At 72.4% G+C, this 19,773-nt stretch carries 19 protein-coding genes and 1 pseudogene; 6 read left to right on the top strand and 14 right to left on the bottom strand.

Going from position 1 to position 19,773, the window contains the following annotated elements; genetic code table 11:
* Positions 1-114: 114 nt before the first annotated feature.
* The 5 genes from ACFUJR_RS13290 to argC are packed head-to-tail and all read right to left on the bottom strand — an operon-like array spanning position 115 to position 4,978.
* Complete coding sequence (locus ACFUJR_RS13290) at positions 115-678, bottom strand: arginine repressor (RefSeq protein WP_352186482.1); 564 nt, start codon at positions 676-678, stop codon at positions 115-117.
* Positions 679-685: 7 nt separating this feature from the next.
* Positions 686-1,885, bottom strand: a complete 1,200-nt coding sequence (locus ACFUJR_RS13285; RefSeq protein ID WP_383180649.1) for an acetylornithine transaminase — start codon at positions 1,883-1,885, stop codon at positions 686-688.
* A complete protein-coding gene (gene argB, locus ACFUJR_RS13280; protein ID WP_383180646.1) occupies positions 1,882-2,790 on the bottom strand; it encodes an acetylglutamate kinase in 909 nt (302 codons plus the stop codon). The genes ACFUJR_RS13285 and argB overlap by 4 nt, the downstream gene beginning before the upstream one ends.
* Positions 2,787-3,953, bottom strand: a complete 1,167-nt coding sequence (argJ, locus tag ACFUJR_RS13275) for a bifunctional glutamate N-acetyltransferase/amino-acid acetyltransferase ArgJ (protein ID WP_383180643.1) — start codon at positions 3,951-3,953, stop codon at positions 2,787-2,789. Before argJ ends, argB begins: the two co-directional genes overlap by 4 nt.
* Complete coding sequence (gene argC / locus ACFUJR_RS13270) at positions 3,950-4,978, bottom strand: N-acetyl-gamma-glutamyl-phosphate reductase (RefSeq protein WP_383180640.1); 1,029 nt, start codon at positions 4,976-4,978, stop codon at positions 3,950-3,952. The genes argJ and argC overlap by 4 nt, the downstream gene beginning before the upstream one ends.
* Before the next feature lie 113 nt (positions 4,979-5,091).
* Between argC and ACFUJR_RS13265 the strand changes: the two genes are divergently transcribed.
* Positions 5,092-6,216: a PP2C family protein-serine/threonine phosphatase gene (locus tag ACFUJR_RS13265; RefSeq protein WP_383180637.1), complete on the top strand. Its 1,125-nt coding sequence runs from the start codon at positions 5,092-5,094 to the stop codon at positions 6,214-6,216.
* Positions 6,217-6,490: 274 nt separating this feature from the next.
* Here the strand turns inward: ACFUJR_RS13265 and rox are convergent, their stop codons facing one another.
* Positions 6,491-7,918 (bottom strand): rifampin monooxygenase, encoded by a 1,428-nt coding sequence (rox, locus tag ACFUJR_RS13260; RefSeq protein WP_383177725.1) that lies wholly within the window; start codon positions 7,916-7,918, stop codon positions 6,491-6,493.
* A gap of 234 nt (positions 7,919-8,152) precedes the next feature.
* A complete protein-coding gene (locus ACFUJR_RS13255; RefSeq protein WP_383177722.1) occupies positions 8,153-8,584 on the bottom strand; it encodes a helix-turn-helix domain-containing protein in 432 nt (143 codons plus the stop codon).
* 156 nt (positions 8,585-8,740) lie between these two features.
* Here ACFUJR_RS13255 and ACFUJR_RS13250 point away from each other — a divergent pair.
* Positions 8,741-8,848 (top strand): annotated as a pseudogene (locus tag ACFUJR_RS13250) (ATP-binding cassette domain-containing protein); the annotation flags it as partial.
* A gap of 201 nt (positions 8,849-9,049) precedes the next feature.
* A complete protein-coding gene (locus ACFUJR_RS13245; RefSeq protein ID WP_383177719.1) occupies positions 9,050-9,793 on the top strand; it encodes a DUF2071 domain-containing protein in 744 nt (247 codons plus the stop codon).
* Here ACFUJR_RS13245 and ACFUJR_RS13240 read toward each other — a convergent pair.
* The 3 genes from ACFUJR_RS13240 to ACFUJR_RS13230 form a co-directional block, all read right to left on the bottom strand.
* Entirely contained in the window at positions 9,720-10,937 is a 1,218-nt protein-coding gene (locus ACFUJR_RS13240) for a methyltransferase (protein WP_383177716.1), read from the bottom strand. The genes ACFUJR_RS13245 and ACFUJR_RS13240 overlap by 74 nt on opposite strands.
* 95 nt (positions 10,938-11,032) lie before the next feature.
* Positions 11,033-11,608, bottom strand: a complete 576-nt coding sequence (locus ACFUJR_RS13235; RefSeq protein ID WP_383177713.1) for a histidine phosphatase family protein — start codon at positions 11,606-11,608, stop codon at positions 11,033-11,035.
* A gap of 303 nt (positions 11,609-11,911) precedes the next feature.
* Positions 11,912-13,357 (bottom strand): PLP-dependent aminotransferase family protein, encoded by a 1,446-nt coding sequence (locus ACFUJR_RS13230; RefSeq protein WP_383177710.1) that lies wholly within the window; start codon positions 13,355-13,357, stop codon positions 11,912-11,914.
* On the opposite strand from ACFUJR_RS13230, the gene ACFUJR_RS13225 reads away from it, so the two are divergent.
* Both ACFUJR_RS13225 and ACFUJR_RS13220 read left to right on the top strand, forming a co-directional pair.
* Positions 13,356-14,279 (top strand): DMT family transporter, encoded by a 924-nt coding sequence (locus ACFUJR_RS13225; RefSeq protein WP_383177707.1) that lies wholly within the window; start codon positions 13,356-13,358, stop codon positions 14,277-14,279. The two genes, ACFUJR_RS13230 and ACFUJR_RS13225, sit on opposite strands and share 2 nt — an antisense overlap.
* A 114-nt stretch (positions 14,280-14,393) precedes the next feature.
* Entirely contained in the window at positions 14,394-14,588 is a 195-nt protein-coding gene (locus ACFUJR_RS13220; protein ID WP_383177704.1) for a DUF1918 domain-containing protein, read from the top strand.
* 18 nt (positions 14,589-14,606) lie between these two features.
* Here ACFUJR_RS13220 and ACFUJR_RS13215 read toward each other — a convergent pair whose 3' ends face one another.
* Positions 14,607-15,881, bottom strand: a complete 1,275-nt coding sequence (locus ACFUJR_RS13215) for a glycoside hydrolase family 10 protein (protein ID WP_383177701.1) — start codon at positions 15,879-15,881, stop codon at positions 14,607-14,609.
* 170 nt (positions 15,882-16,051) lie between these two features.
* On the opposite strand from ACFUJR_RS13215, the gene ACFUJR_RS13210 reads away from it, so the two are divergent.
* Positions 16,052-16,912: a 3-hydroxybutyryl-CoA dehydrogenase gene (locus tag ACFUJR_RS13210; protein ID WP_383177698.1), complete on the top strand. Its 861-nt coding sequence runs from the start codon at positions 16,052-16,054 to the stop codon at positions 16,910-16,912.
* Between the two features lie 84 nt (positions 16,913-16,996).
* On the opposite strand, the gene ACFUJR_RS13205 is transcribed toward ACFUJR_RS13210, so the two are convergent.
* The 3 genes from ACFUJR_RS13205 to ACFUJR_RS13195 form a co-directional block, all read right to left on the bottom strand.
* Positions 16,997-17,527, bottom strand: a complete 531-nt coding sequence (locus ACFUJR_RS13205; RefSeq protein ID WP_383177695.1) for an NUDIX hydrolase — start codon at positions 17,525-17,527, stop codon at positions 16,997-16,999.
* A 51-nt stretch (positions 17,528-17,578) separates the two neighbouring features.
* Entirely contained in the window at positions 17,579-18,919 is a 1,341-nt protein-coding gene (locus ACFUJR_RS13200) for a transcriptional regulator (RefSeq protein WP_383177692.1), read from the bottom strand.
* A 268-nt stretch (positions 18,920-19,187) separates the two neighbouring features.
* A partial coding sequence (locus ACFUJR_RS13195) for a PP2C family protein-serine/threonine phosphatase (RefSeq protein ID WP_383450390.1) occupies positions 19,188-19,773 on the bottom strand: 586 nt, incomplete at its 5' end.

The raw sequence follows: 19,773 nt of genomic DNA, 5'->3' as shown, positions 1-19,773 counted from the left end.
TCTTGGGCCATTTTTCTTTTTTTGCGGGGTGGCGCTGGGAGGCCCCGTGTCTTCCGGCCCAGGGAGGGCCCGGGGGGAGCGGGGCCGGCGGTTCTTCCCCCCGCCCCCGACCGCCTAGCGGTCGTTCTGTGCCAGCCGCAACAGGTGGTCGGCGAGCGCCTGGCCGCCCAGCGGGTCGCGGGAGATCAGGAGCAGGGTGTCGTCGCCCGCGATCGTGCCGAGAATCGCGCGGAGTTCGGCCTGGTCGATGGCGGACGCGAGGAACTGGGCCGCGCCCGGCGGGGTCCTCAGGACCACCAGGTTGGCGGAGGCCTCGGCGGAGATCAGCAGTTCGCCGGAGAGGCGCCGCATGCGCTCCTCCTTGGCGGACTCGCCGAGCGGCGCCTGCGGGGTGCGGAAGCCGCCCTCGCTGGGGACCGCGTAGATCAGCTCGCCACCCGTGTTGCGGATCTTCACCGCGCCCAGTTCGTCGAGGTCGCGGGAGAGCGTCGCCTGGGTGACGCTCAGCCCGTCGTCCGCGAGGAGCTTGGCGAGCTGGCTCTGGGAGCGGACCGGCTGCCGGTTGAGGATGTCGACGATCCTGCGGTGGCGGGCGGTACGGGTCTGCGGAACGGACGGTCCTCCCCCGGGCTCCGCCTGGGGGGACGCCCAGTGCTCGGTTTCCTGCGCGTCGGTCATCGTCGTCTCATTCTCCGGTTCGTCCTTCCCCGTTCGCCGCTCCGTCGAGGACCCCGGGGAGGGCCGCGAGGAACGCGTCCACTTCAGTGTCTCCGATGATCAGCGCCGGCATGAGCCGTACGACATCGGGGGCGGGCGCGTTCACCAGGAGACCGGCGTCCTGAGCCGCCTGCTGCACCTGGGGCGCGAGGGACTCGGTGAGCACGATACCCAGCAGGAGGCCCGCACCACGGACGTGGGAGACCAGCGGGTGGTTCAGTCCCTCGATTCCGCTGCGCAGCTTCTCGCCGAGCCGCTTCACCTCGTCCAGTGTCCCGTGGGCCGCGAGGGTGTCGACGACGGCCAGTCCGGCGGCGCAGGCGACCGGGTTGCCGCCGAAGGTCGTGCCGTGGTGACCGGGCTTGAAGAGCTCGGCCGCCTCGCCGAAGGCGACCGTCGCCCCGAGCGGCAGACCGCCGCCGAGGCCCTTGGCCAGGGTCACGATGTCGGGCTCGACGCCCTCGTGGCCCTGGTACTCGAACCAGTGGCCGGTCCGGCCGATGCCCGTCTGGACCTCGTCGAGGACGAGCAGGGTGCCGGTGGCGCGGGTGATCTCGCGGGCGGCCTGGAGATAGCCGACGGGGGGCACGACGACGCCGTTCTCGCCCTGGATCGGCTCGATGATCACCAGCGCGGTCTCCTCGGTGACCGCGGCGCGCAGGGCCTCGACGTCTCCGTACGGGACATGCGTGACGTCACCGGGCAGCGGCAGGAACGGGGTCTGCTTGCCGGGCTGGCCGGTGAGGGCGAGCGAGCCCATGGTCCGGCCGTGGAAGCCGCCCTGGGTGGCGACCATGTGGGTGCGTCCGGTCAGCCGGCCGATCTTGAAGGCGCCTTCGTTGGCCTCGGCACCGGAGTTGCTGAAGAAGACCCGGCCCGGCCGGCCGAAGAGCTGGAGCAGCCGCTCGGCGAGCGCGACGGGCGGTTCGGCGACGAAGAGGTTGGAGACATGGCCGAGGGTCGCGATCTGCCGCGACACCGCCTCGACGATCGCCGGATGGGCGTGGCCGAGCGCGTTGACGGCGATGCCGCCGACGAAGTCCAGGTACTCGGCTCCGTCTGCGTCCCAGACCCTGACGCCCTCGCCGCGTACCAGGGACAGCTTCGGCGTGCCGTAGTTGTCCATGAGCGAGCCCTGCCACCGCCGGCTCAGTTCCGTGTTGCTCATTTCGCGTCCCCCGTCGTCTCGTCGGGCACGACCATCGTGCCGATGCCCGAGTCCGTGAAGATCTCCAGCAGGATCGAGTGCTGGACGCGCCCGTCGATCACCCGGGCCGTGGTGACACCGTTCCGTACCGCGTGCAGACAGCCCTCCATCTTGGGGACCATGCCGCTGGAGAGCTCGGGCAGCAGCTTCTCCAGCTGGCTCGCGGTGAGCCGGCTGATGACCTCGTCGCTGTGGGGCCAGTCCTCGTAGAGGCCCTCGACGTCGGTCAGGACCATCAGGGTCTCGGCGCCCAGCGCCGCAGCGAGAGCCGCAGCCGCCGTATCAGCATTGACGTTGTAGACATGTCCGTCGTCCTCGGAGCGGGCGATGGAGGAGATGACCGGGATCCGGCCGTCCTCCAGGAGAGCCTCGATGGCGCCGGTGTCGATGGCGGTGATCTCGCCGACCCGGCCGATGTCGATCTGCTCGCCCTCGATCAGCGGCTGGTGCCTGGTGGCGCTGATGGTGTGCGCGTCCTCGCCCGTCATACCGACGGCGAACGGTCCGTGCTGGTTGAGCAGCCCGACGAGTTCGCGCTGGACCTGGCCCGCCAGGACCATCCGTACGACGTCCATGGCGTCCTCGGTGGTGACACGCAGGCCGGCCTTGAACTCGCTCACGATGCCGTGCCGGTCCAGCGCGGCGCTGATCTGCGGGCCGCCGCCGTGCACGACGACCGGCTTGAGGCCGGCGTGGCGCAGGAAGACGACGTCCTGGGCGAAGGCCGCCTTGAGCTCGTCGTCGATCATGGCGTTGCCGCCGAACTTGATGACGACCGTCTTGCCGTTGTGGCGGGTCAGCCAGGGCAGGGCCTCGATGAGGATCTCGGCCTTGGGGAGCGCGGTGTGCTTACGGGTTCCGGTCATGACGAGTAGGCGCTGTTCTCGTGGACGTAGTCGGCGGTGAGGTCGTTGGCCCAGATGACGGCGGTCTCGGAGCCGGCGGCGAGGTCGGCGGTGATCGTGACCTCCCGGAAGCGCATGTCGACGAGGTCCCGGTCCTCGCCGACCGAGCCGTTCCTGCAGACCCAGACGCCGTTGATGGCGACGTTCAGCTGGTCCGGGTCGAAGGCGGCGGCCGTCGTGCCGATGGCGGAGAGCACCCGGCCCCAGTTGGGGTCCTCGCCGTGGATGGCGCACTTGAGGAGGTTGTTGCGGGCGATGGAGCGGCCCACCTCGACGGCGTCGCCCTCGGTCGCGGCGTTGATCACCTCGATACGGATGTCCTTGCTGGCGCCCTCGGCGTCGCCGATGAGCTGACGGGCGAGGTCGTCGCAGACGGCCGTCACGGCCTCGGCGAACTCCTCCTGGGCGGGTGTGATGCCCGAGGCGCCGGAGGCGAGCAGGAGGACGGTGTCGTTGGTGGACATGCAGCCGTCGGAGTCGACCCGGTCGAAGGTGACCTCGGTGGAGCGGCGCAGCGCGGCATCGAGGTCCTTGCTCTCGACGTCGGCGTCGGTCGTGAGGACGACGAGCATGGTGGCGAGGCCGGGAGCGAGCATGCCCGCGCCCTTGGCCATGCCGCCGACCGTCCAGCGGTCCTTGGTGACGACGGAGGTCTTGTGCACGGTGTCGGTGGTCTTGATGGCGATGGCGGCCTTCTCGCCGCCGTACTCGGAGAGCTCGCCCGCGGCCTTCTCGACACCGGCCAGGACCTTGTCCATGGGGAGCAGCAGCCCGATGAGGCCGGTCGAGGCGACGGCGACCTCACCGGCGCCGATCTCCCGGCCCCGCGCGCCGAGGACCTCGGCGACCTTCTCGGCCGTCGCGTGGGTGTCCTGGAAGCCCTGGGGGCCCGTACAGGCGTTGGCGCCACCGGAGTTGAGGACGACGGCCGCCAGCTCGCCGCCGGTCAGGACCTGCTGCGACCACAGGACGGGCGCGGCTTTGACGCGGTTGGAGGTGAAGACGCCCGCGGCGGCGCGGCGGGGCCCGTCGTTGACCACGAGGGCCAGGTCCGGGTTGCCGTTCTCCTTGATTCCGGCGGCGATGCCCGCTGCCGTGAATCCCTTCGCTGCGGTGACGCTCATGGAGCGACTCCAATCGTGGAAAGTCCGGTGTCCTCAGGGAGCCCGAGGGCGATGTTCATGCTCTGCACCGCGCCGCCGGCGGTGCCCTTGGCCAGGTTGTCGATGGCGCTGATCGCGATGATCCGGTGGGTCGCCGGGTCGTGGGCGACCTGGATCGACACGGCGTTGGAGCCGTATACGGAGGCCGTCGCGGGCCACTGTCCCTCGGGGAGCAGATGGACGAAGGGCTCGTCCGCGTAGGCCTTCTCGTACGCGGCACGCACGGTCTCGGCGGTGGCGCCCGGCTTCGCCTTGGCGGAGCAGGTGGCGAGGATGCCGCGGGACATGGGGGCGAGGGTCGGCGTGAAGGAGACCTCCACCCGTTCGCCGGCCACGGCGCTGAGGTTCTGGATCATCTCGGGGGTGTGCCGGTGGCCGCCGCCGACGCCGTAGGGGGACATCGAGCCCATGACCTCGCTGCCGAGCAGGTGCGGCTTGAGGGCCTTGCCCGCGCCGGAGGTGCCGGTGGCGGCGACGATCACCGCTTCGGGCTCGGCGAGGCCGCTCTCGTACGCGGGGAAGAGCGCGAGGGAGACGGCGGTGGGGTAGCAGCCGGGCACCGCGATGCGCTTGGACCCCTCCAGCGCGGCGCGGGCACCCGGCAGTTCCGGGAGGCCGTAGGGCCAGGTGCCGGCGTGCGGGGACCCGTAGAAGGTCTCCCAGTCGGCGGAGTCCTCGAGCCGGAAGTCGGCGCCCATGTCGACGACGAGGACGTCCGGACCGAGCTGCTCGGCGACGGCGGCGGACTGCCCGTGCGGAAGCGCGAGGAAGACGACGTCGTGACCGGCGAGCGCCTCGGGGGTGGTCGGCGCGAGAACGCGGTCGGCGAGCGGCACCAGGTGCGGCTGAAGCCCGCCGAGCCGCTGACCGGCGTTGGAGTGCCCGGTCAGGGTCCCGATCTCGACGTGGGGGTGGGCGAGGAGCAGACGCAGGAGCTCGCCACCCGCATACCCGCTCGCGCCTGCCACTGCTGCTCGTACCGTCATCGGAACCCTCCTCCATCGATGGCATGACTATACGCATCTACGCAGTTTTATGCAAAGCTGGTCGCCGTCCCGTCAGAGCGCTTCGCCCTCATTGCGCGGATAGTCTGAGAAGCGTGATCGAGTCTGGACGGCTGCGGCTCCCTCGGCGCTCCGGCCGGGGGAGGTTTGTGCGGCTGTCGCCGGTCATTCTGACCGTCGTGATCGCCAGCCTGGCCTACGCCACTCCGCCGGAGATGGCCTTCAGCCGCCTGCTGCCCGCGGCGCCGGCCCTGGCCGCGTCCATGTGGCCGGTCCTCCCCACCGTGCTGCTCGGGACGGTCTGCCTCCTGCTGATGATCGGCCTCAGCTTCGTCTTCCCCGACCTGGGAACGTGGTGGACGTGCGCCGGGATCGTCGCGGTCACCGTGGCCGCCGCGTACGGGAGCCATGTCCGGCTGCAGCGGGAGCGCACCCTCTTCCACGTGCGGCTGGTCGCGGACGCGGCGCAGCAGGTGGTGCTGAGCCCCATGCCGCGGCGCTTCGCGAACGTCGAGATCGAGTCGCTGTACCTCGCGGCCGCGGCGGAGGCCCGGATCGGCGGGGACTTCTACGAGGTGGCCGACACGCCGTTCGGGGTCAGGATGCTCATCGGTGACGTACGGGGCAAGGGCCTGCCGGCGGTCGGGGCGGCCGCCGCGATCGTCAACGCCTTCCGGGAGGCGGCGTACAGCGAGCCCGAGATGGTCGACATCGCGCGCAGGCTGGACGCCAGTAGCAGCCGCTACAACGCCGCCTTTCCCCCCGACGGGTCGATGGAGCGCTTCGCCACCGCCCTGCTCGTCCAGATCCCGCACGAGGGCAGCCGTATCGGCATCCTCAACTGCGGGCACCCGCCGCCGCTGCTCCTGAACCGCGCGCGGCTCCGCGTCCTCGAGTCCGCCGCCCCGTCGCCGCTGCTCGGTCTCGCGGAGCTGATCGGGGATCACTACAGCGTCGACACCTTCGACTTCTCCTCCGGAGACCTGCTGCTCCTGTACACCGACGGGGTCGCCGAGACCCGTGCCCGCGACGGCGAGTTCTTCCCACTGGCGGCCTGGATGCGTCGACAGCCGCCGACACCGCCGAGCGAGCTGCTCACGGCGCTCCACCGCGACCTCCTCCGCCACAGCAGAGGGCGCCTCGACGACGACATCGCCGCGCTCGCCGTACGCCTGCGTGAGCCCCGCCCCGCGCCCTACGCCGCCGAATCCGACGGGTAGGTCTCCGTACGGGAACCTACGCCGCCGAATCCGACAGGCAGGTCTCGGTATGGGACGCGGCCAGACCGCGTCGGCGTCGCCCGACTCCGGCCGCAGCCCCAGTTCGCGGAGCCGGTTCGCGGTCCGGCTCGTGCGGGCCGGGCTCGCCAGGGCCCTCTTCGGCCGAGCGTACGCCGCCCCGGGCGTGCTGTCCCCGGGAGACCGGGGGTGTCGCCCGCACCCCCGCGTGGGGGTGCGGGCGACGCATCCGTGGACCGATCAGCCGACGGACCGATCAGCCGACCGGGGCGCCGAACCACGTGGGCAGGTGGCGCACGAGGTCCTGCTGGTCTTCGCCCACCCATGCCACGTGACCGTCCGGGCGGAGCAGTACCGCGGGAGCGTCCAGTTCCTCGCTGACGTCGACGACGCGGTCGACCCGGTCCGCCCAGCCGTCCACCGAGAGGCGGCCGGTCTGGTCGAGGAGCAGGCCGCGGCCCTCGTGCGTCAGCTCGTAGAGCCTGCCGCCCTTCAGCCGCACGTCCCTGAGCCGCCGGCCGAGCAGTTCGTGGCCCTCGCCGAGGTCGTAGCGGATGCCGATCCCGGTGATCTTCTCGATCAGGTACCGGTTCACCTCCTCGATGCGCGTCAGCTCGGCCACCAGCCGGCGCACCGCCAGGGCCCCGGGCTCGGTGGACATCAGCTCCATCTGCGCGCGCGTGTTGTCCAGCACCTCGGCGGCCACCGGGTGCCGTTCGGTGTGGTAGCTGTCGAGGAGGCCTTCGGGTGCCCAGCCTGCGACCTCGGCGGCCAGCTTCCAGCCGAGGTTGAACGCGTCCTGGATGCCGAGATTGAGTCCCTGCCCGCCCGTCGGCGGGTGGATGTGGGCCGCGTCGCCGGCCAGGAGCACGCGGCCGCTCCGGTAACGCTCGGCGAGCCGGGTGGCGTTGCCGAAGCGGGAGAGCCAGCGCGGGGAGTGCGCACCGAAGTCGGTGCCGCCGTAGGCCCGCAGCTGCTGCTTGAACTCCTCCAGCGTCGGCGGGGTCGTACGGTCCTCGGCCACCCCCTCGGCGGGCACCACGACGCGGTACGTCCCGTCGGCCTGGCGCATGGCTCCGAACCGCAGGTGGGTCTTGCGGACTTCGGCCATCACGGCCGCCAGCTCCTCGGGCGACGCGGTCAACTCCATCTCGCCCAGCAGCGTCTCGACCGTCGAAGGGTCGCCGGGGAAGTCCACACCGAGCAGCTTGCGCACCCTGCTGCGGCCGCCGTCGCAGCCGACGAGGTAGCGCGAGCGGAGCCGGGCGCCGTCCGCCAGTTCGACGGTGACGCCGTCCTCGTCCTGGCTCAGCCCGACCAGCTCGCGGCTGCGCCGGATCTCGGCGCCCAGTTCGCCGGCGCGCTCGGCCAGCAGGCGCTCGGTGATCTGCTGCGGGATGCCGAGGACGTACGGGTGCGCCGTGTCCAGCCGCTCCGGCCAGGTGTCGCCGAGACCGGCGAAGAAGCCGCCGGCCGTGACCTGCTTGCCGAGCGGGAGGAACCGCTCCAGCAGACCGCGTTGCTCCATCACCTCGATACTGCGCACATGCAGACCCTGCGCACGGGACTGCACGGTCGGCTCCGCCTCCTTCTCCAGCACGACCACCCGCACACCGTGCAGCCGTAGCTCGGCGGCCAGCATCAAGCCCGTCGGCCCACCGCCGGCAATGATCACGTCCATCATCGGAAACCGCCCCACTCGCCCGTTCACGTCTCCGGCCAGCCGCCGCTGCACAGTCCGCGCAGTCCGCGCAAACGCCTCATCTGCGCAGGTCCCTGGCTCAGGTCGGCCATTCTGCGCCACGACCGGGGCCTTGCCGCAAGGCCCCCTGTGCGCTATATGTTGAGAGTGGCAAGGAGTGCGAGACCTCCTTGCCTTTCGTTTTTCCGCCGTCCGCCTCTGCCGGCTCCACCGCCTCTACGGGCTGTCCATTGCGGCCGCGGGCCCGTTCCTGACCGGGCGGGTGTGGATCTTCGCCACGCAGGCCGGGACAGCGGCGGCCGCCTCGTTGGAGCGGGCGCGGTAGGCGCTGGGGCTCTCACCGACCAGTTCTGTGAAGCGTGAGCTGAAGGAGCCGAGGGAGGTACAGCCGACCTCGAAGCAGACCTCGGTCACGCTCAGGTCCCCGCGGCGCAGCAGCGCCTTCGCACGCTCGACCCGGCGCGTCATCAGGTAGCTGTACGGCGTCTCCCCGAAGGCCGCCCGGAAGCTGCGGGAGAAGTGGCCGGCGGACATCAGGGCGACGTTCGCCAGCGCCTGGACGTCCAGCGGCTGCGCGTAGTCGCGGTCCATGGTGTCGCGGGCGCGGCGAAGGCGCTTCAGGTCGTCGAGCGTCACGCCATCCAGCATGGCAGACCACTCCGACAGCTTCGGCCCTTCGCGTTCACCGCTCGACTTGCGGCGGGCACGGGAGCCGGAGGCGGGCCGAGTACGGAGGCAGGAGGCGGGCCGGAACCTGGCCGGGGCGCGGGGCCGGAGGCGGGCCGGGCGCGGGTGTCCGCGATCAGCCGCCTCGTGGTGCTGGGCCTCGACGGGGCGGGGAAGCGCACGCTGCTGCGGCTCCTCGCGGGCGAGGAGGAGCCCGGCGCCGGGCGGGTGGTGTGCGGGGGCGGTCCGGCGGTCGACGCGCTGCGGCCGGACCGGCTGCTGCTGCTGCTAGCGGACGGGGACAAGGACCTGTGGATTGAGGAGTACCGGGACCTCGTCGCCCTGGCCTGAGGGTTCGGGGATACGCTCCCCCACGGGATGACGCCCACCCGGCCGGCGCCCCGTGTGCGCCACGCGCCCTTCCCGTACGAGCGGAGTCCCGGCCTCATGAACCACCTCACGCTGGCGAGCGTCATCGAGCGGCGACTGCTCGTCAACTACCGGGTCGAGCCGGAGGTGGCGGCCCGCCTCCTGCCGGAGGGTCTGCGCCCGCAGCTGGTCCGTGGGCACTCCGTAGCGGGGATCTGCCTGCTGCGGCTCGGCTCCGTCCGGCCCGTCTGGGCCCCCGCCGCGGTGGGTCTGCGCAGCGAGAACGCGGCACATCGGATCGCCGTCGAATGGGACGGTCCCGACGGCGTCGAGACCGGTGTGTACATCCCGCGCCGGGACACCGCCTCGCTGGTCAACCGCTGGGCGGGCGGCCGGATCTTCCCCGGCGAGCACGGGCACGCGGACTTCGAGGTGAGCGAGAGCGCGGACGCCGTACGGGTGGCCTTCGCGACCCGCCACGGGGAGACGCGCGTGGACGTCGCCGCGCAGATCACCGAGAGCCTGCGGGGCAGCGAGCTGTTCGCCGACCTCGACGAGGCGTCGGCGTTCTTCCGCGGTGGAGCCAAGGGCTGGTCCGCGACCGGCAGCGGCCGACGCCTGGACGGGATGGAGCTGGACACGGACGCCTGGCACATCGAGCCCGGCCGGATCGTGTCCGCCCGCTCCAGCTTCTTCGAGGATCAGGACCGTTTCCCGCCCTGCACCGCCGAGCTGGACTCCGTCCTCGTCATGCGTCAGGTGCCGGTGCGCTGGCTGCCGCTGCCGGGTCGGGCCGCCGGACAGCGCCGCCTGACCGCCTGACGGCCCTCAGGACCACGAACTTCGGGTCGCTCGCGACCAGTTCGCAGGAGCCGAAGATCCGGCGCAGCGTCACGTGGTAGCCGAGGTGCCGGTTGCCCACGACCCACAGTTCGCCGCCCGGCCGCAGGACGCGCCGCGCGTCGGTGAACATCCGGCGGGCGGTGCGGTCGGTGGTGGCCTGGTGGCTGTGGAACGGCGGGTTGTTCAGGACGACGTCCACCGACTCCGCCGCCAGCTCGGCGGTCCCGTCCCCGACGACGAACTCGGCGGTGCGGCCGGGGGCGGCGTGGTGACGGAAGTTCTCCTCGGCGGAGGCGACGGCCTGGTACGACTCGTCGGTGAAGACCAGCTCGGCCTCGGGCTCGGCGAGCGCGACGGAGAGGCCGACGACGCCGTTGCCGCAGCCCAGGTCGACGACGCGGGCGCGGCCGAGGCCCGTCGGCAGGTGCTTCAGGAAGAAGCGGGTGCCGATGTCGAGGCGGTCGGCGCAGAAGATCCCGGCCTGGTTGACCACGGTCCGCCCGGCGACGGTCCCGGCGTCGGCGGGGAGTTCGTACCGGTACGGCCAGGGGTTGGCCGCCCGGTCGCGTGCGGGGTCCGGGGCGCAGAGGATCAGCCGGGCCTTCTTCGACGCGAGAGAGGTGCGGGTGGGGCCGAGGATCGTCTCGAAGAGCTGGAGCGTGGAGGTGTGGATCTCCTTGACCATGCCGGTCCCGATGACCACGGTGCCCTCGTGCAGGGCGGGCGCGAGCCGGTGCAGCTGGTCCTCCAGGAGCGCGAGGCTCTTGGGGACGCGGACGAGCAGCACGTCGATCCGCTCGGGCGGCGCGTCCTGGGTGGCGAGGAGCCGGACCGCGTCCGGGGCGGCCCCGGAACGGGCCAGGTTCTCCACGGTCGCCCGGCGGCCGAGGTAGGAGTCGGAGATCTGCGCGAGCGTGCCCGGGCGGCGGGCGGCGAGGGCCGTCGCGAGGGCGCCCCAGCGGTCGCCGACGACGGCGACCGTGCCGGACAGGTCGGTGTCCGTCTCGGCGAGGTGGCGCAGGAGGTACTCGTCGGACGCGTCCCAGGCACGGAGCTGGTCGCGCGGGTCCTCGGGGAATCGGGTGAGCGGGAACTCGCCCCATGACGTGGTCAGACGGTTCATCGTGCCATCAGGCTAGCCGGTCGCCGCCCCTCCCCCGGCCGCGGCGGCGCGGCGGCTCCGGCCTGTGCCGGGAACGCGCCTCGGCGGCCGCCGGTTCAGCCGACCGGCGCCTGGAGATGGAGGTGCCAGAGGCCGGGGCGGCCCGTGAGGGTGACGGTGGAGAGCGGACGGACGTCCACGTTCCAGAACGTCGAGGGCGGGGCCTTCAGCGCGTACACCAGGGCGGCGCGGACGACGGCGGGTTCGGCGACCGCGACGATGCAGCCGTCGTCGGCGGGGCGCGTGTCGAGCCAGCCCCCTATCCGCGAGATGAAGGAGAGGAGCGTCTCGCCACCGTGCGGGGCGATGCGCGGGTCGGAGAGCCAGGCGTCGACGGCGGCGGGTTCGAGTGCCGCGACCTCGGCGAGGGTCAGTCCGCGCCAGCGGCCCATGTCGCAGTCGCGCAGGGCGGGCTGCGCGAGCGGCGCGTAGCCGAGCGCGGTGCCGGTGGCCCGGCTGCGGGGCGTCGGAGAGCAGTAACGCAGCTCGGCCGCGCCGAGCGGGACGAGTGAGTGCGCGGCGAGCCGCACCTCGTACCAGCCGGCCTCGTCGAGCGGCCGGTCGTCGTCGAAGCGCTCGGCGAGCAGTGAGGAGCTGCGCGCCGCTGCGACGAGCGTCACCCGAAGTCCCATGGGCGCGATCGTGAGGCCGGATGCCTAGCAGGTCAAGAGGGCATATGCACAGGCTCCGGCCGGGGTCGTGGAGGCGCGTGGGGCCGGTACGGACCGAGAGTCGACCACTTGTCCGGTTTCCTCATGGGCGCGAATCCGACGTTCCGGTACACACCGCGCGCGCCCTCGCTGCCCGGAAGGGGGCGGCGCGGAACGCCGCCGGCAGGTCGGACGGCGGCGCGGGCGCGCCCTCGGCGGTCAGGCGGTCAGTCGGTCGGCCGGTCAGGGGGTCAGTTCGTCGACCGGGTCAGTTCGTCGAGCCGGTCAGTTCGCCGACCGGGTCAGTTCGTCGACCGCCGACCGCAGTCGCCGTACGCCCTCGGCGATCTCCGTCGGCCCGGCCACGCCGGCGAAGCTGAGGCGGATGTGTCCGGCGGGCGGTTCTGCGCTGAAGTAGGGGCGGCCGGGTGCGACGGCGACGCCTGCCCGCAGGGCGCCCGTGAGGAGCGCGGCCTCCGGGAGACCGTCGGGGAGTCGGAGCCAGAGCTGGTAGCCGCCGGAGGGGATGTGGGGCAGGGCCAACTCGGGGAGGTGGAGGGCGAGGGCGCCGGTCATGGCGTCACGGCGGCTCTTCAGCTCCTGGGACACGGCGCGCAGATGACGGCTCCAGGCGGGCGAGCCCACGAGCTCCAGGGCGGTCTCCTGGAGGGGGCGTGGGACGAAGAAGCTGTCGACGACATGGATGGCGCGCAGCCGTTCCAGTACGGGGCCACGGGCGGCGAGCGCGCCGACGCGCAGGCTGGGCGAGGTCGCCTTGGTCAGGGAGCAGACGTGGACGACGACGCCGTCCGGGTCGTCGGCCGCCAGGGGCGCGGGAAGCGGCCCGGCGTCCCCGTGGTCGAGTCGGCGGGCGAAGTCGTCCTCGACGACGAAGGCTCCGGCGGCCCGCGCGATCCGGACCACCTCGCGCCGGCGTTCGGCGCCGAGCACGGCGCCGGTGGGGTTCTGGAAGAGCGGCTGGCAGACGAACACCCGTGCGCCGGTGGCCCGGAAGGCCGCTTCGAGGAGCTCGGGACGTACCCCGTCGGCGTCGGCCGGCACGGGTACGGGACGCAGTCCGGCCGCGCGGGCGACGGCGAGCATGCCCGGGTAGGTGGGCGATTCGACGAGGACGGGGGTGCCGGGTGGGGCGAGGGCCCGCAGGGCGGTCGCGATCGCGGGCTGCCCGCCGGCGGTGATGAGGACGTCGGCGGCGGTGACGGTGCCGCCGATCTCGCGGGCGAACCACTCGCGCAGTTCGGGCAGGCCGTCGGTGGGCGGCCTGCCCCAGGCTCCGGGTCGGCGCCCTGCGCGGGCCAGGGCGGCGGCCATGGCGCGTTCGGGCTGAAGCGAGGGGTGCAGGTAGCCGCCGTTGAACTCGACGACGCCCGGCGGCGGCGCCGCGAGGGTCACCAGGACGCCGGAGGCGTCGACGCTGCGCGGGACCAGTTCGGTCGCCGTGTCGGCACTCAGCGTGACCTCCTGCCAGGAGGTGTCGCCCGCCGCGGGCGTCCGGCCACGCGGCTCGGCGCGGTACGCCCCGGCTCCCGGCCGGGTGACGACGAGGCCCTCGGCGGCGAGCCGGGCGAGCGCCCGGGTCACCGTCACCGGGGAGACGCGGTACCGCTCGACGAGGGCACGGCTCGACGGCAGCTTCCCTCCTGGTGAGTAGCGGTTGAGCTCTGCCCTCAGGGAGCTGGCCAGTTCACCGACACTGCTACGCTCGTGCATGACAGCACAGGATAGCGCTACTCCACTCTCCACGATAGCGGTCGGCGGTACCGGGACAGCCTCCCCGCGAGCCCGCGGCACGCTCCTCGCCGGTCTCGGCGTGGTCTCGTTCTCGCTCACCTTCCCCTCCACCGCCTGGGGCCTGGAGAGCTTCGGGCCGTGGTCGCTCGTCGCCCTGCGCTCGACGCTCGCCGCGCTCGTCGCGGGCGCCTTCCTGCTCGCGACGAGGGTCCCGTTGCCCGACCGCCGGCACTGGGCGGGACTCACCGTCGTGGCCGGTGGCGTGGTGGTGGGCTTCCCGCTTCTGACGACCCTCGCCCTGCAGACCTCCACCACCTCGCACGCCGCCGTGGTCGTGGGCCTGCTGCCGCTCACCACGGCGGCCTTCGCCGCGATCCGTACGGGCCGCCGCCCGTCCCGTACGTTCTGGTGCGCGGCGCTCGCCGGTGCGGCGGTCGTCATCGCCTTCACCGTCCAGCAGAGCGGCGGCGCCCTGTCCACGGGCGACCTGTACCTCTTCGGGGCGCTCCTGGTCTGCGCCGCGGGATACACCGAGGGCGGCAGGCTGGCCCGGCTCATACCGGGCTGGCAGGTCATCGGCTGGGCGCTGATCCTCTGCCTGCCGCTGATGGTCGTCGGATCGGCCGTCGCGCTCACCCTGGAGCCCGTCCGGCTCGGCGCGCACGGCGTCATCGGGCTGGTCTGGGTCGCGGTCGGCTCCACCCTCTTCGGCATGTACGTCTGGTACGGGGGCATGGCGGCGATCGGCATCCCGAAGGCGAGCCAGCTCCAGCTCGCCCAGCCGCTCCTCACGCTGATCTGGTCGGTCTCGCTGCTCGGCGAGTCCCTGCCCCTCGCCGCGCCGCTCGCGGCTGTCGCGGTCCTGGTCTGCATCGCCGTGACCCAGCGCGCGAAGAGCTGATCCGGCGCGCGGAGCGAGGTCCCGGGCTGAGCGCGCGCCCAGGGACGATGCGGGTCACAATGGCGGACATAGGCTCCCAAGCAGGACGAGCGCGGCCGCGAGGAGGTCACCCCGATGCAAGCGAGCGTGGGCGACAAACTGCTGGTGCACGGCCGGACCGTCGGTCAGCACGACCGTACGGCCGAGGTTCTTCAGGTACTGGGCGAGAACGGCAACCCCCCGTACCGCGTCAAGTTCGACGACGACGGCCACGAGGCCCTGATGGCTCCAGGGCCCGACACCGTCGTCCGCCACCACGAGAAGACGTGACGCGAGCCGCCCAGGACCCTAGCGCGCCGGGAGGACCGGGGTCGGGTAGTGGTCGGCCACGACGGCGGCCATCGCCCCGATCCGGTCTGCCGTCACCTGCGTCGCCGAGAAGAAGCAGTGCCCGGCCACCCCCGGGTACCGTGCGGCGAGCGTCAGATGGCGGGAGAGTTCGTCCGGGTCCTGCCACGCGTCCGGCTGGTCCGGGTCGCCGCACTTGTAGAGGGCCTCGCCGATGTACAGGCGGACGCCGGTGTCCCGTACCGCCGCCTCCCACCAGGGCACGAGCGTGGCGTAGTCCGCCTCGGCGAAGCCGATGTGCCAGTAGAGCTGCGGCACCACGTAGTCGATCCAGCCCTCCCTGATCCATTTCCTGGTGTCGGCGAAGAGATCGTCGTAGGTCTGCAGACCGTCCGGGGTGTCCGAACCCCCGGGGTCCGTGGCGGCGTTGCGCCAGATCCCGAACGGGCTGATCCCGAAGGGCGGCGCTCCGTCGGCCTCCTTGATCCGGGCGGACGTCTCGGAGACCAGCAGGTCGATGTTGTTCCGTCGCCAGGACGCCCGGTTCGGGAAGTCCCCGCCGTACCGCGCGTACGCGTCGTCGTCGTCGAACACCTGACCGTCGACCGGGTACGGGTAGAAGTAGTCGTCCCAGTGCACGGCGTCGACGTCGTAGCGCCGGACGGCGTCGAGCATCGCGTCCTGGACGAAACGGCGGACCTCGGGCAGACCGGGGTTGTAGTAGAGCTTGCCGCCGTACGGGACGGTCCACTCCGGGTTGCGGCGGGCCGGGTGGGCGGGGGTCAGCCGGGTGGGATCCGTGTGGTTCGCCACACGGTAGGGGTTGAACCAGGCGTGCAGTTCGAGCCCCCGCCGGTGGGCTTCCTCGACGGCCGTCCCCAGCGGGTCCCAGCCGGGGTCCCGGCCCTGCACGCCCGTCAGGCACTCCGCCCACGGCTCGTGCGGCGAAGGCCACAGGGCGTCGGCGCTCGGCCGCACCTGGAGGATCACCGCGTTCAGCCTGCGCTCGACGGCCTTGTCCAGGTGGGCGAGGAGTTCGGCCCGCTGCCGCCCGGGGGTGAGGCCCGGGCTGGAGGGCCAGTCGACGTTGGAGACCGTCGCCAGCCACATGCCGCGGAACTCGCCCCCCGCCCTTCGCTTCTTCCGGACCGCTCCTGCGGTACCCGAGATCGCGCCCGCGGTGCCGGAGTCCGCTCCCGCGCCGTCAGAACCGGTCACACCGAGAGCTGCCAGTGCCGCGCCCGCCACGAACCCTCTTCTCCCGATACGTCCCATCCGCCTGCCCTCTTGTGTCGGATACGTCACACCCTCAGGCAGAGCATGCCCGCCCCGGGCGATCGATCATCGGTTAATGAGCGGTAACGTCGTGGGGTCGAGGCGGACGCACCGGAATCACACGGGGCCCGCTGCCAGTGATGAGCGAAAGGCACGAGGTGACGGACTCCATGGCCGACATTGAGCGCGTCGGAGTGGTGGGCTGCGGCCAGATGGGCGCGGGCATCGCGGAGGTGTGTGCCCGCAGCGGTCTCGAGGTGAAGGTCGCCGAGACGACCGGCGAGGCGCTGGAGATCGGCCGTACGCGGCTCTACAACTCGCTCGCGAAGGCCGCCGAGCGCGGCAAGATCAGCGAGGAGGAGCGCGACGCGACGCTCGCGCGCCTCAGCTTCACCACCGACCTGGGCGAGTTCGCCGACCGTGACCTCGTCATCGAGGCCGTGGTGGAGAACGAGCAGATCAAGACCGAGATCTTCCAGGTGCTCGACCAGGTGGTGACCCGGCCCGACGCGATCCTGGCCTCGAACACCTCGTCCATCCCGCTGGTGAAGCTGGCCGTGGCGACGTCCCGCCCGGACCAGGTCGTCGGCATCCACTTCTTCAACCCGGCGCCGGTGCAGAAGCTGGTGGAGCTGATCCCGGCCCTGACGACCTCCGAGGGCACGATCAGCCGCGCCCAGGTCTTCACCGAGAAGATCCTCGGCAAGCACGCGATCCGCGCGCAGGACCGGTCCGGCTTCGTGGTGAACGCCCTGCTGGTCCCGTACCTGCTCTCCGCGATCCGGATGTTCGAGTCGGGCATCGCGAGCCGTGAGGACATCGACAACGGCATGGAGTTCGGCTGCGCCCACCCGATGGGCCCGCTGAAGCTCGCCGACCTGATCGGCCTGGACACGATCGCCTCGATCGCCGACTCCATGTACACCGAGTACAAGGAGCCGCTGTACGCCGCTCCCCCGCTGCTCCAGCGAATGGTGGACGCGGGCCGGCTCGGCCGTAAGACGGGGTCGGGCTTCTACCCGTACTCCTGAAGTCCCACCGCCCACCGTTCGGCCCGTACACCCGCACAGGTACGGGCCGTTCGGCGTTCTCCGCCCCACGGGTGCGCCGGCGGGTCAGCCGAGTCGCAGATGGTGGAGCATCAGCAGCCCGGCCGCCATGTTGGCGGCCGGGATCTCGCCCCGGGCGATCATGTCGGGGATCTGCTTGAGCGGTATCCACTCACGCCGTGCGGACTCGAAGTCGTCCTCGGGCGGGCCGATGTACGTGGCCTCCTCGCTCCAGTAGAGATGGTGCCGGGCGTCGGTGAGGCCGTTGGAGGGCTCGACGGTGAGGAGATGGCGCAGGGGTCCGGGGCGCCACCCCGTCTCCTCCTCCATCTCGCGGGCGGCGGCGGCCGCGAGGTCCTCGCCGTCCTCGACGACGCCGGCGGCCAGCTCCCAGCCCCAGCTGTCGGTGATGAAGCGGTGCCGCCAGAGCATGAGGACGTCGTTGGCCTCGTTGACGGCCGTCGCGACGGCGACCGGGCGGAGCCGGATCAGATAGTGGTCGAGGTGGCGGCCGTCAGGGAGCTCGACGTCCGCGAGGTTCACCCGGAACCAGCGGTTCTCATACACGGAATGTTCGCTCAGTTTCGTCCACTGCACGCTTCTGCCACCTTCCGATTGTTCGGTGGCAATATGGGAGCAGCCCGGGGCTCACAGGGGAACGCGTAGTGCCCCGTCGATGAGTTCGGCCGCCTGCCTCGCGTCCGCGCAGTCGGTGGCCAGCAGGTACTCCCTGACCACCCTCAGCCGGTCGCGCAGCCGCTGCGACTCCATCCCGCGCGCCCGCTCGGTCATCTCCACCGCCGTCCGCGCCGCCGTGTCGGCCTCGCCCTGCCGCAGCTCGATCTGGCAGAGCATGGCGAGCCGGTGCACCCGGCCCCGGTCGTGCGCCGGAGTCTCCACCGCCTCCCGCGCGTGCTCCCTGGCCGCGGGAAGGTCCCCCAGACTGAGCAGCGCCTCGGCGACCTGCACATTGACCAGTCCCGGCTGGACATAGCCGGTCTCGGCCGGCTCGTGGCCCGGCCGGATCCGCTCAGCCTCGGCCTCCGCGCGTCGGATGCAGGCCAGCGCCGAGGCCCCGTCGCCGAGGTGGGCGTACGCCTTCGCCTGCATCGCGGAGAGGTCGGCCGCGAGCGCCGGGGTGATCTGCCGTCCGGCCGACCGCAGCGCCGCCTCGGCGAAGGCCACCCCCTGCCGGTACTCCCCCATGAACAGCGACTGGTTGACGAGGAGCGCGACCACATAGGCCCCCAGGCCGCGGTCCCCGCTCGCCTTCGCCAGTCGCAGCGCCTGGTGGAAGTAGCGCTGCGCGAGTCCGTGCGCGTCGGAGTCGTACGCGCAGATGCCGGCCACCGCCACCAGACCGCCCGTGGCGCGGTGCAGCTGCCGGCCGAGGCTGTCGCTGTACGAGCCGCGCAGCAGCGGCGCGGTCTCGGCGTTGAGGAATCCGACGATCCGCACCCGCGTCGCGACGCCGCCCGCCTTGCGGTACATCTGCTCGTAGTGCGTCCGCGCGGCACCGAGCATGGTGATGTCGGCCATCGAGACCCGCGTCCTGCCGTCGCGGGAGACGTCGGCGTCCTCCGGCGGGTTCTCCCACTCCCAGACCGGCATCACGGCGGGCGTGCCGGTGACGGCCTGCGCGCCCAGTATGTGCGGACGTTGCTGCTCGTCGGAGCGCCACAGGGCGGTGGCCCGCTCGACGAAGCCGGAGAGCGGGGAGGCGGACGCCACGGTGTCGCCGCCACCGACGCCCAGCCCGATGTCGTCGAGGGTGACCGCCCGGTGCAGCCGTGCCCCGAGCACCTCGCAGATCAGGTCGGGCACCTGGCCGCGCGGCCGCTGGCCCTTCAACCACCGTGCCACGGCCGTGTGTTCGTACCGCAGGGCGAGGCCCCGGACGCGGCCGGCGCGGTTCACGTGCGCGGCGAGGCCGGCCCGCGAGATGCCCGCCTCGTCCAGCAGGGCGTCGAGCAGGACGTTGGGCATCATGGGCCCCTCCGATGTGACTCGGTCCGCGCCCGACCACCGTAGTGGAGGACGATTTCGCACGGGGTGTGAATGAAGTGCCCGCTCTGCCTCTCCGAGCGCTCTGCCGCCGCCGCCCCGCTGCCGGTTGACTGAGCGCCTCGCCGCAAGGCGACCCGGGCCGCCGGGCTCCCCCCTCGTACAGTGCGGCGGCCCGCCCCGCGCCGCCCGCCCGCCGACCTGCCCGACACTCCGCGGCGGACCGGGCGGCGCCGGCCTCATGTCCCGTCGCTCAACAGTGAGGGGAGGGTGCAGGTCGGGTACGGCGCAGCCCGGGTTCGGCGGGCTGCGCCGGAACCCGCACCCGGTCGTCGCGGACGACCAGCAGGGCCACGTCGTCGGCGAGTCGGCCGCGGGTGTGCCGCAACAGGGCGCCGTGCACACGGTGGATCAGCGCGGCCGGGGAGAGGGGCGCGTCACGGGCGGCCTCGGTCAGGACCCGTTCGAGGGCGAAGAAACGCCCCGCCGGATCACGGGCGTCCTCCGCGCCGTCGGTGTGCAGGAAGAGCGCCTCGCCCGTCATGAGCCGGGTGCAGGGGTACGCGGGGAGTTCGGCCGGCAGCGGAAAGGCACCGAGCGGTGGAAGCGGGTCGCCCACGGGGACGGGCTCCACCCGGTGGGCGATCCGGTACGGGCCGGGGTGCCCGCAGTTGAGGGCGTACACCTGCCCGTCCGGGCGGATCTCCAGGAGCAGGACGGTGACGAACTCCTCGGCGGCGGGGTGTTCGGGCTCCCGGCCGGCGCAGACCGCCGGGTGCTCGTCGCGGGCCCGCTCCCGCAGATGACGGGCGAGCGCCCGGTCGAGCCGGCGCAGTACC

This window comes from Streptomyces sp. NPDC057271 (genome assembly GCF_042668715.1).
GTDB lineage: Bacteria > Actinomycetota > Actinomycetes > Streptomycetales > Streptomycetaceae > Streptomyces.
Note: the sequence above shows the minus strand (reverse complement) of the source record. Positions and strands in the feature narration are given on the sequence as shown.

What these genes read in the sequence shown, in the direction of transcription:
- ACFUJR_RS13290 (WP_352186482.1), bottom strand. Translation starts at nt 678, where the DNA reads ATGACCGACGCGCAGGAAACCGAGCACTGGGCGTCCCCCCAGGCGGAG.
- ACFUJR_RS13285 (WP_383180649.1), bottom strand. Translation starts at nt 1,885, where the DNA reads ATGAGCAACACGGAACTGAGCCGGCGGTGGCAGGGCTCGCTCATGGAC.
- argB (WP_383180646.1), bottom strand. Translation starts at nt 2,790, where the DNA reads ATGACCGGAACCCGTAAGCACACCGCGCTCCCCAAGGCCGAGATCCTC.
- argJ (WP_383180643.1), bottom strand. Translation starts at nt 3,953, where the DNA reads ATGAGCGTCACCGCAGCGAAGGGATTCACGGCAGCGGGCATCGCCGCC.
- argC (WP_383180640.1), bottom strand. Translation starts at nt 4,978, where the DNA reads ATGACGGTACGAGCAGCAGTGGCAGGCGCGAGCGGGTATGCGGGTGGC.
- rox (WP_383177725.1), bottom strand. Translation starts at nt 7,918, where the DNA reads ATGATGGACGTGATCATTGCCGGCGGTGGGCCGACGGGCTTGATGCTG.
- ACFUJR_RS13255 (WP_383177722.1), bottom strand. Translation starts at nt 8,584, where the DNA reads ATGCTGGATGGCGTGACGCTCGACGACCTGAAGCGCCTTCGCCGCGCC.
- ACFUJR_RS13245 (WP_383177719.1), top strand. Translation starts at nt 9,050, where the DNA reads ATGAACCACCTCACGCTGGCGAGCGTCATCGAGCGGCGACTGCTCGTC.
- ACFUJR_RS13240 (WP_383177716.1), bottom strand. Translation starts at nt 10,937, where the DNA reads ATGAACCGTCTGACCACGTCATGGGGCGAGTTCCCGCTCACCCGATTC.
- ACFUJR_RS13235 (WP_383177713.1), bottom strand. Translation starts at nt 11,608, where the DNA reads ATGGGACTTCGGGTGACGCTCGTCGCAGCGGCGCGCAGCTCCTCACTG.
- ACFUJR_RS13225 (WP_383177707.1), top strand. Translation starts at nt 13,356, where the DNA reads ATGACAGCACAGGATAGCGCTACTCCACTCTCCACGATAGCGGTCGGC.
- ACFUJR_RS13230 (WP_383177710.1), bottom strand. Translation starts at nt 13,357, where the DNA reads ATGCACGAGCGTAGCAGTGTCGGTGAACTGGCCAGCTCCCTGAGGGCA.
- ACFUJR_RS13220 (WP_383177704.1), top strand. Translation starts at nt 14,394, where the DNA reads ATGCAAGCGAGCGTGGGCGACAAACTGCTGGTGCACGGCCGGACCGTC.
- ACFUJR_RS13215 (WP_383177701.1), bottom strand. Translation starts at nt 15,881, where the DNA reads ATGGGACGTATCGGGAGAAGAGGGTTCGTGGCGGGCGCGGCACTGGCA.
- ACFUJR_RS13210 (WP_383177698.1), top strand. Translation starts at nt 16,052, where the DNA reads ATGGCCGACATTGAGCGCGTCGGAGTGGTGGGCTGCGGCCAGATGGGC.
- ACFUJR_RS13200 (WP_383177692.1), bottom strand. Translation starts at nt 18,919, where the DNA reads ATGATGCCCAACGTCCTGCTCGACGCCCTGCTGGACGAGGCGGGCATC.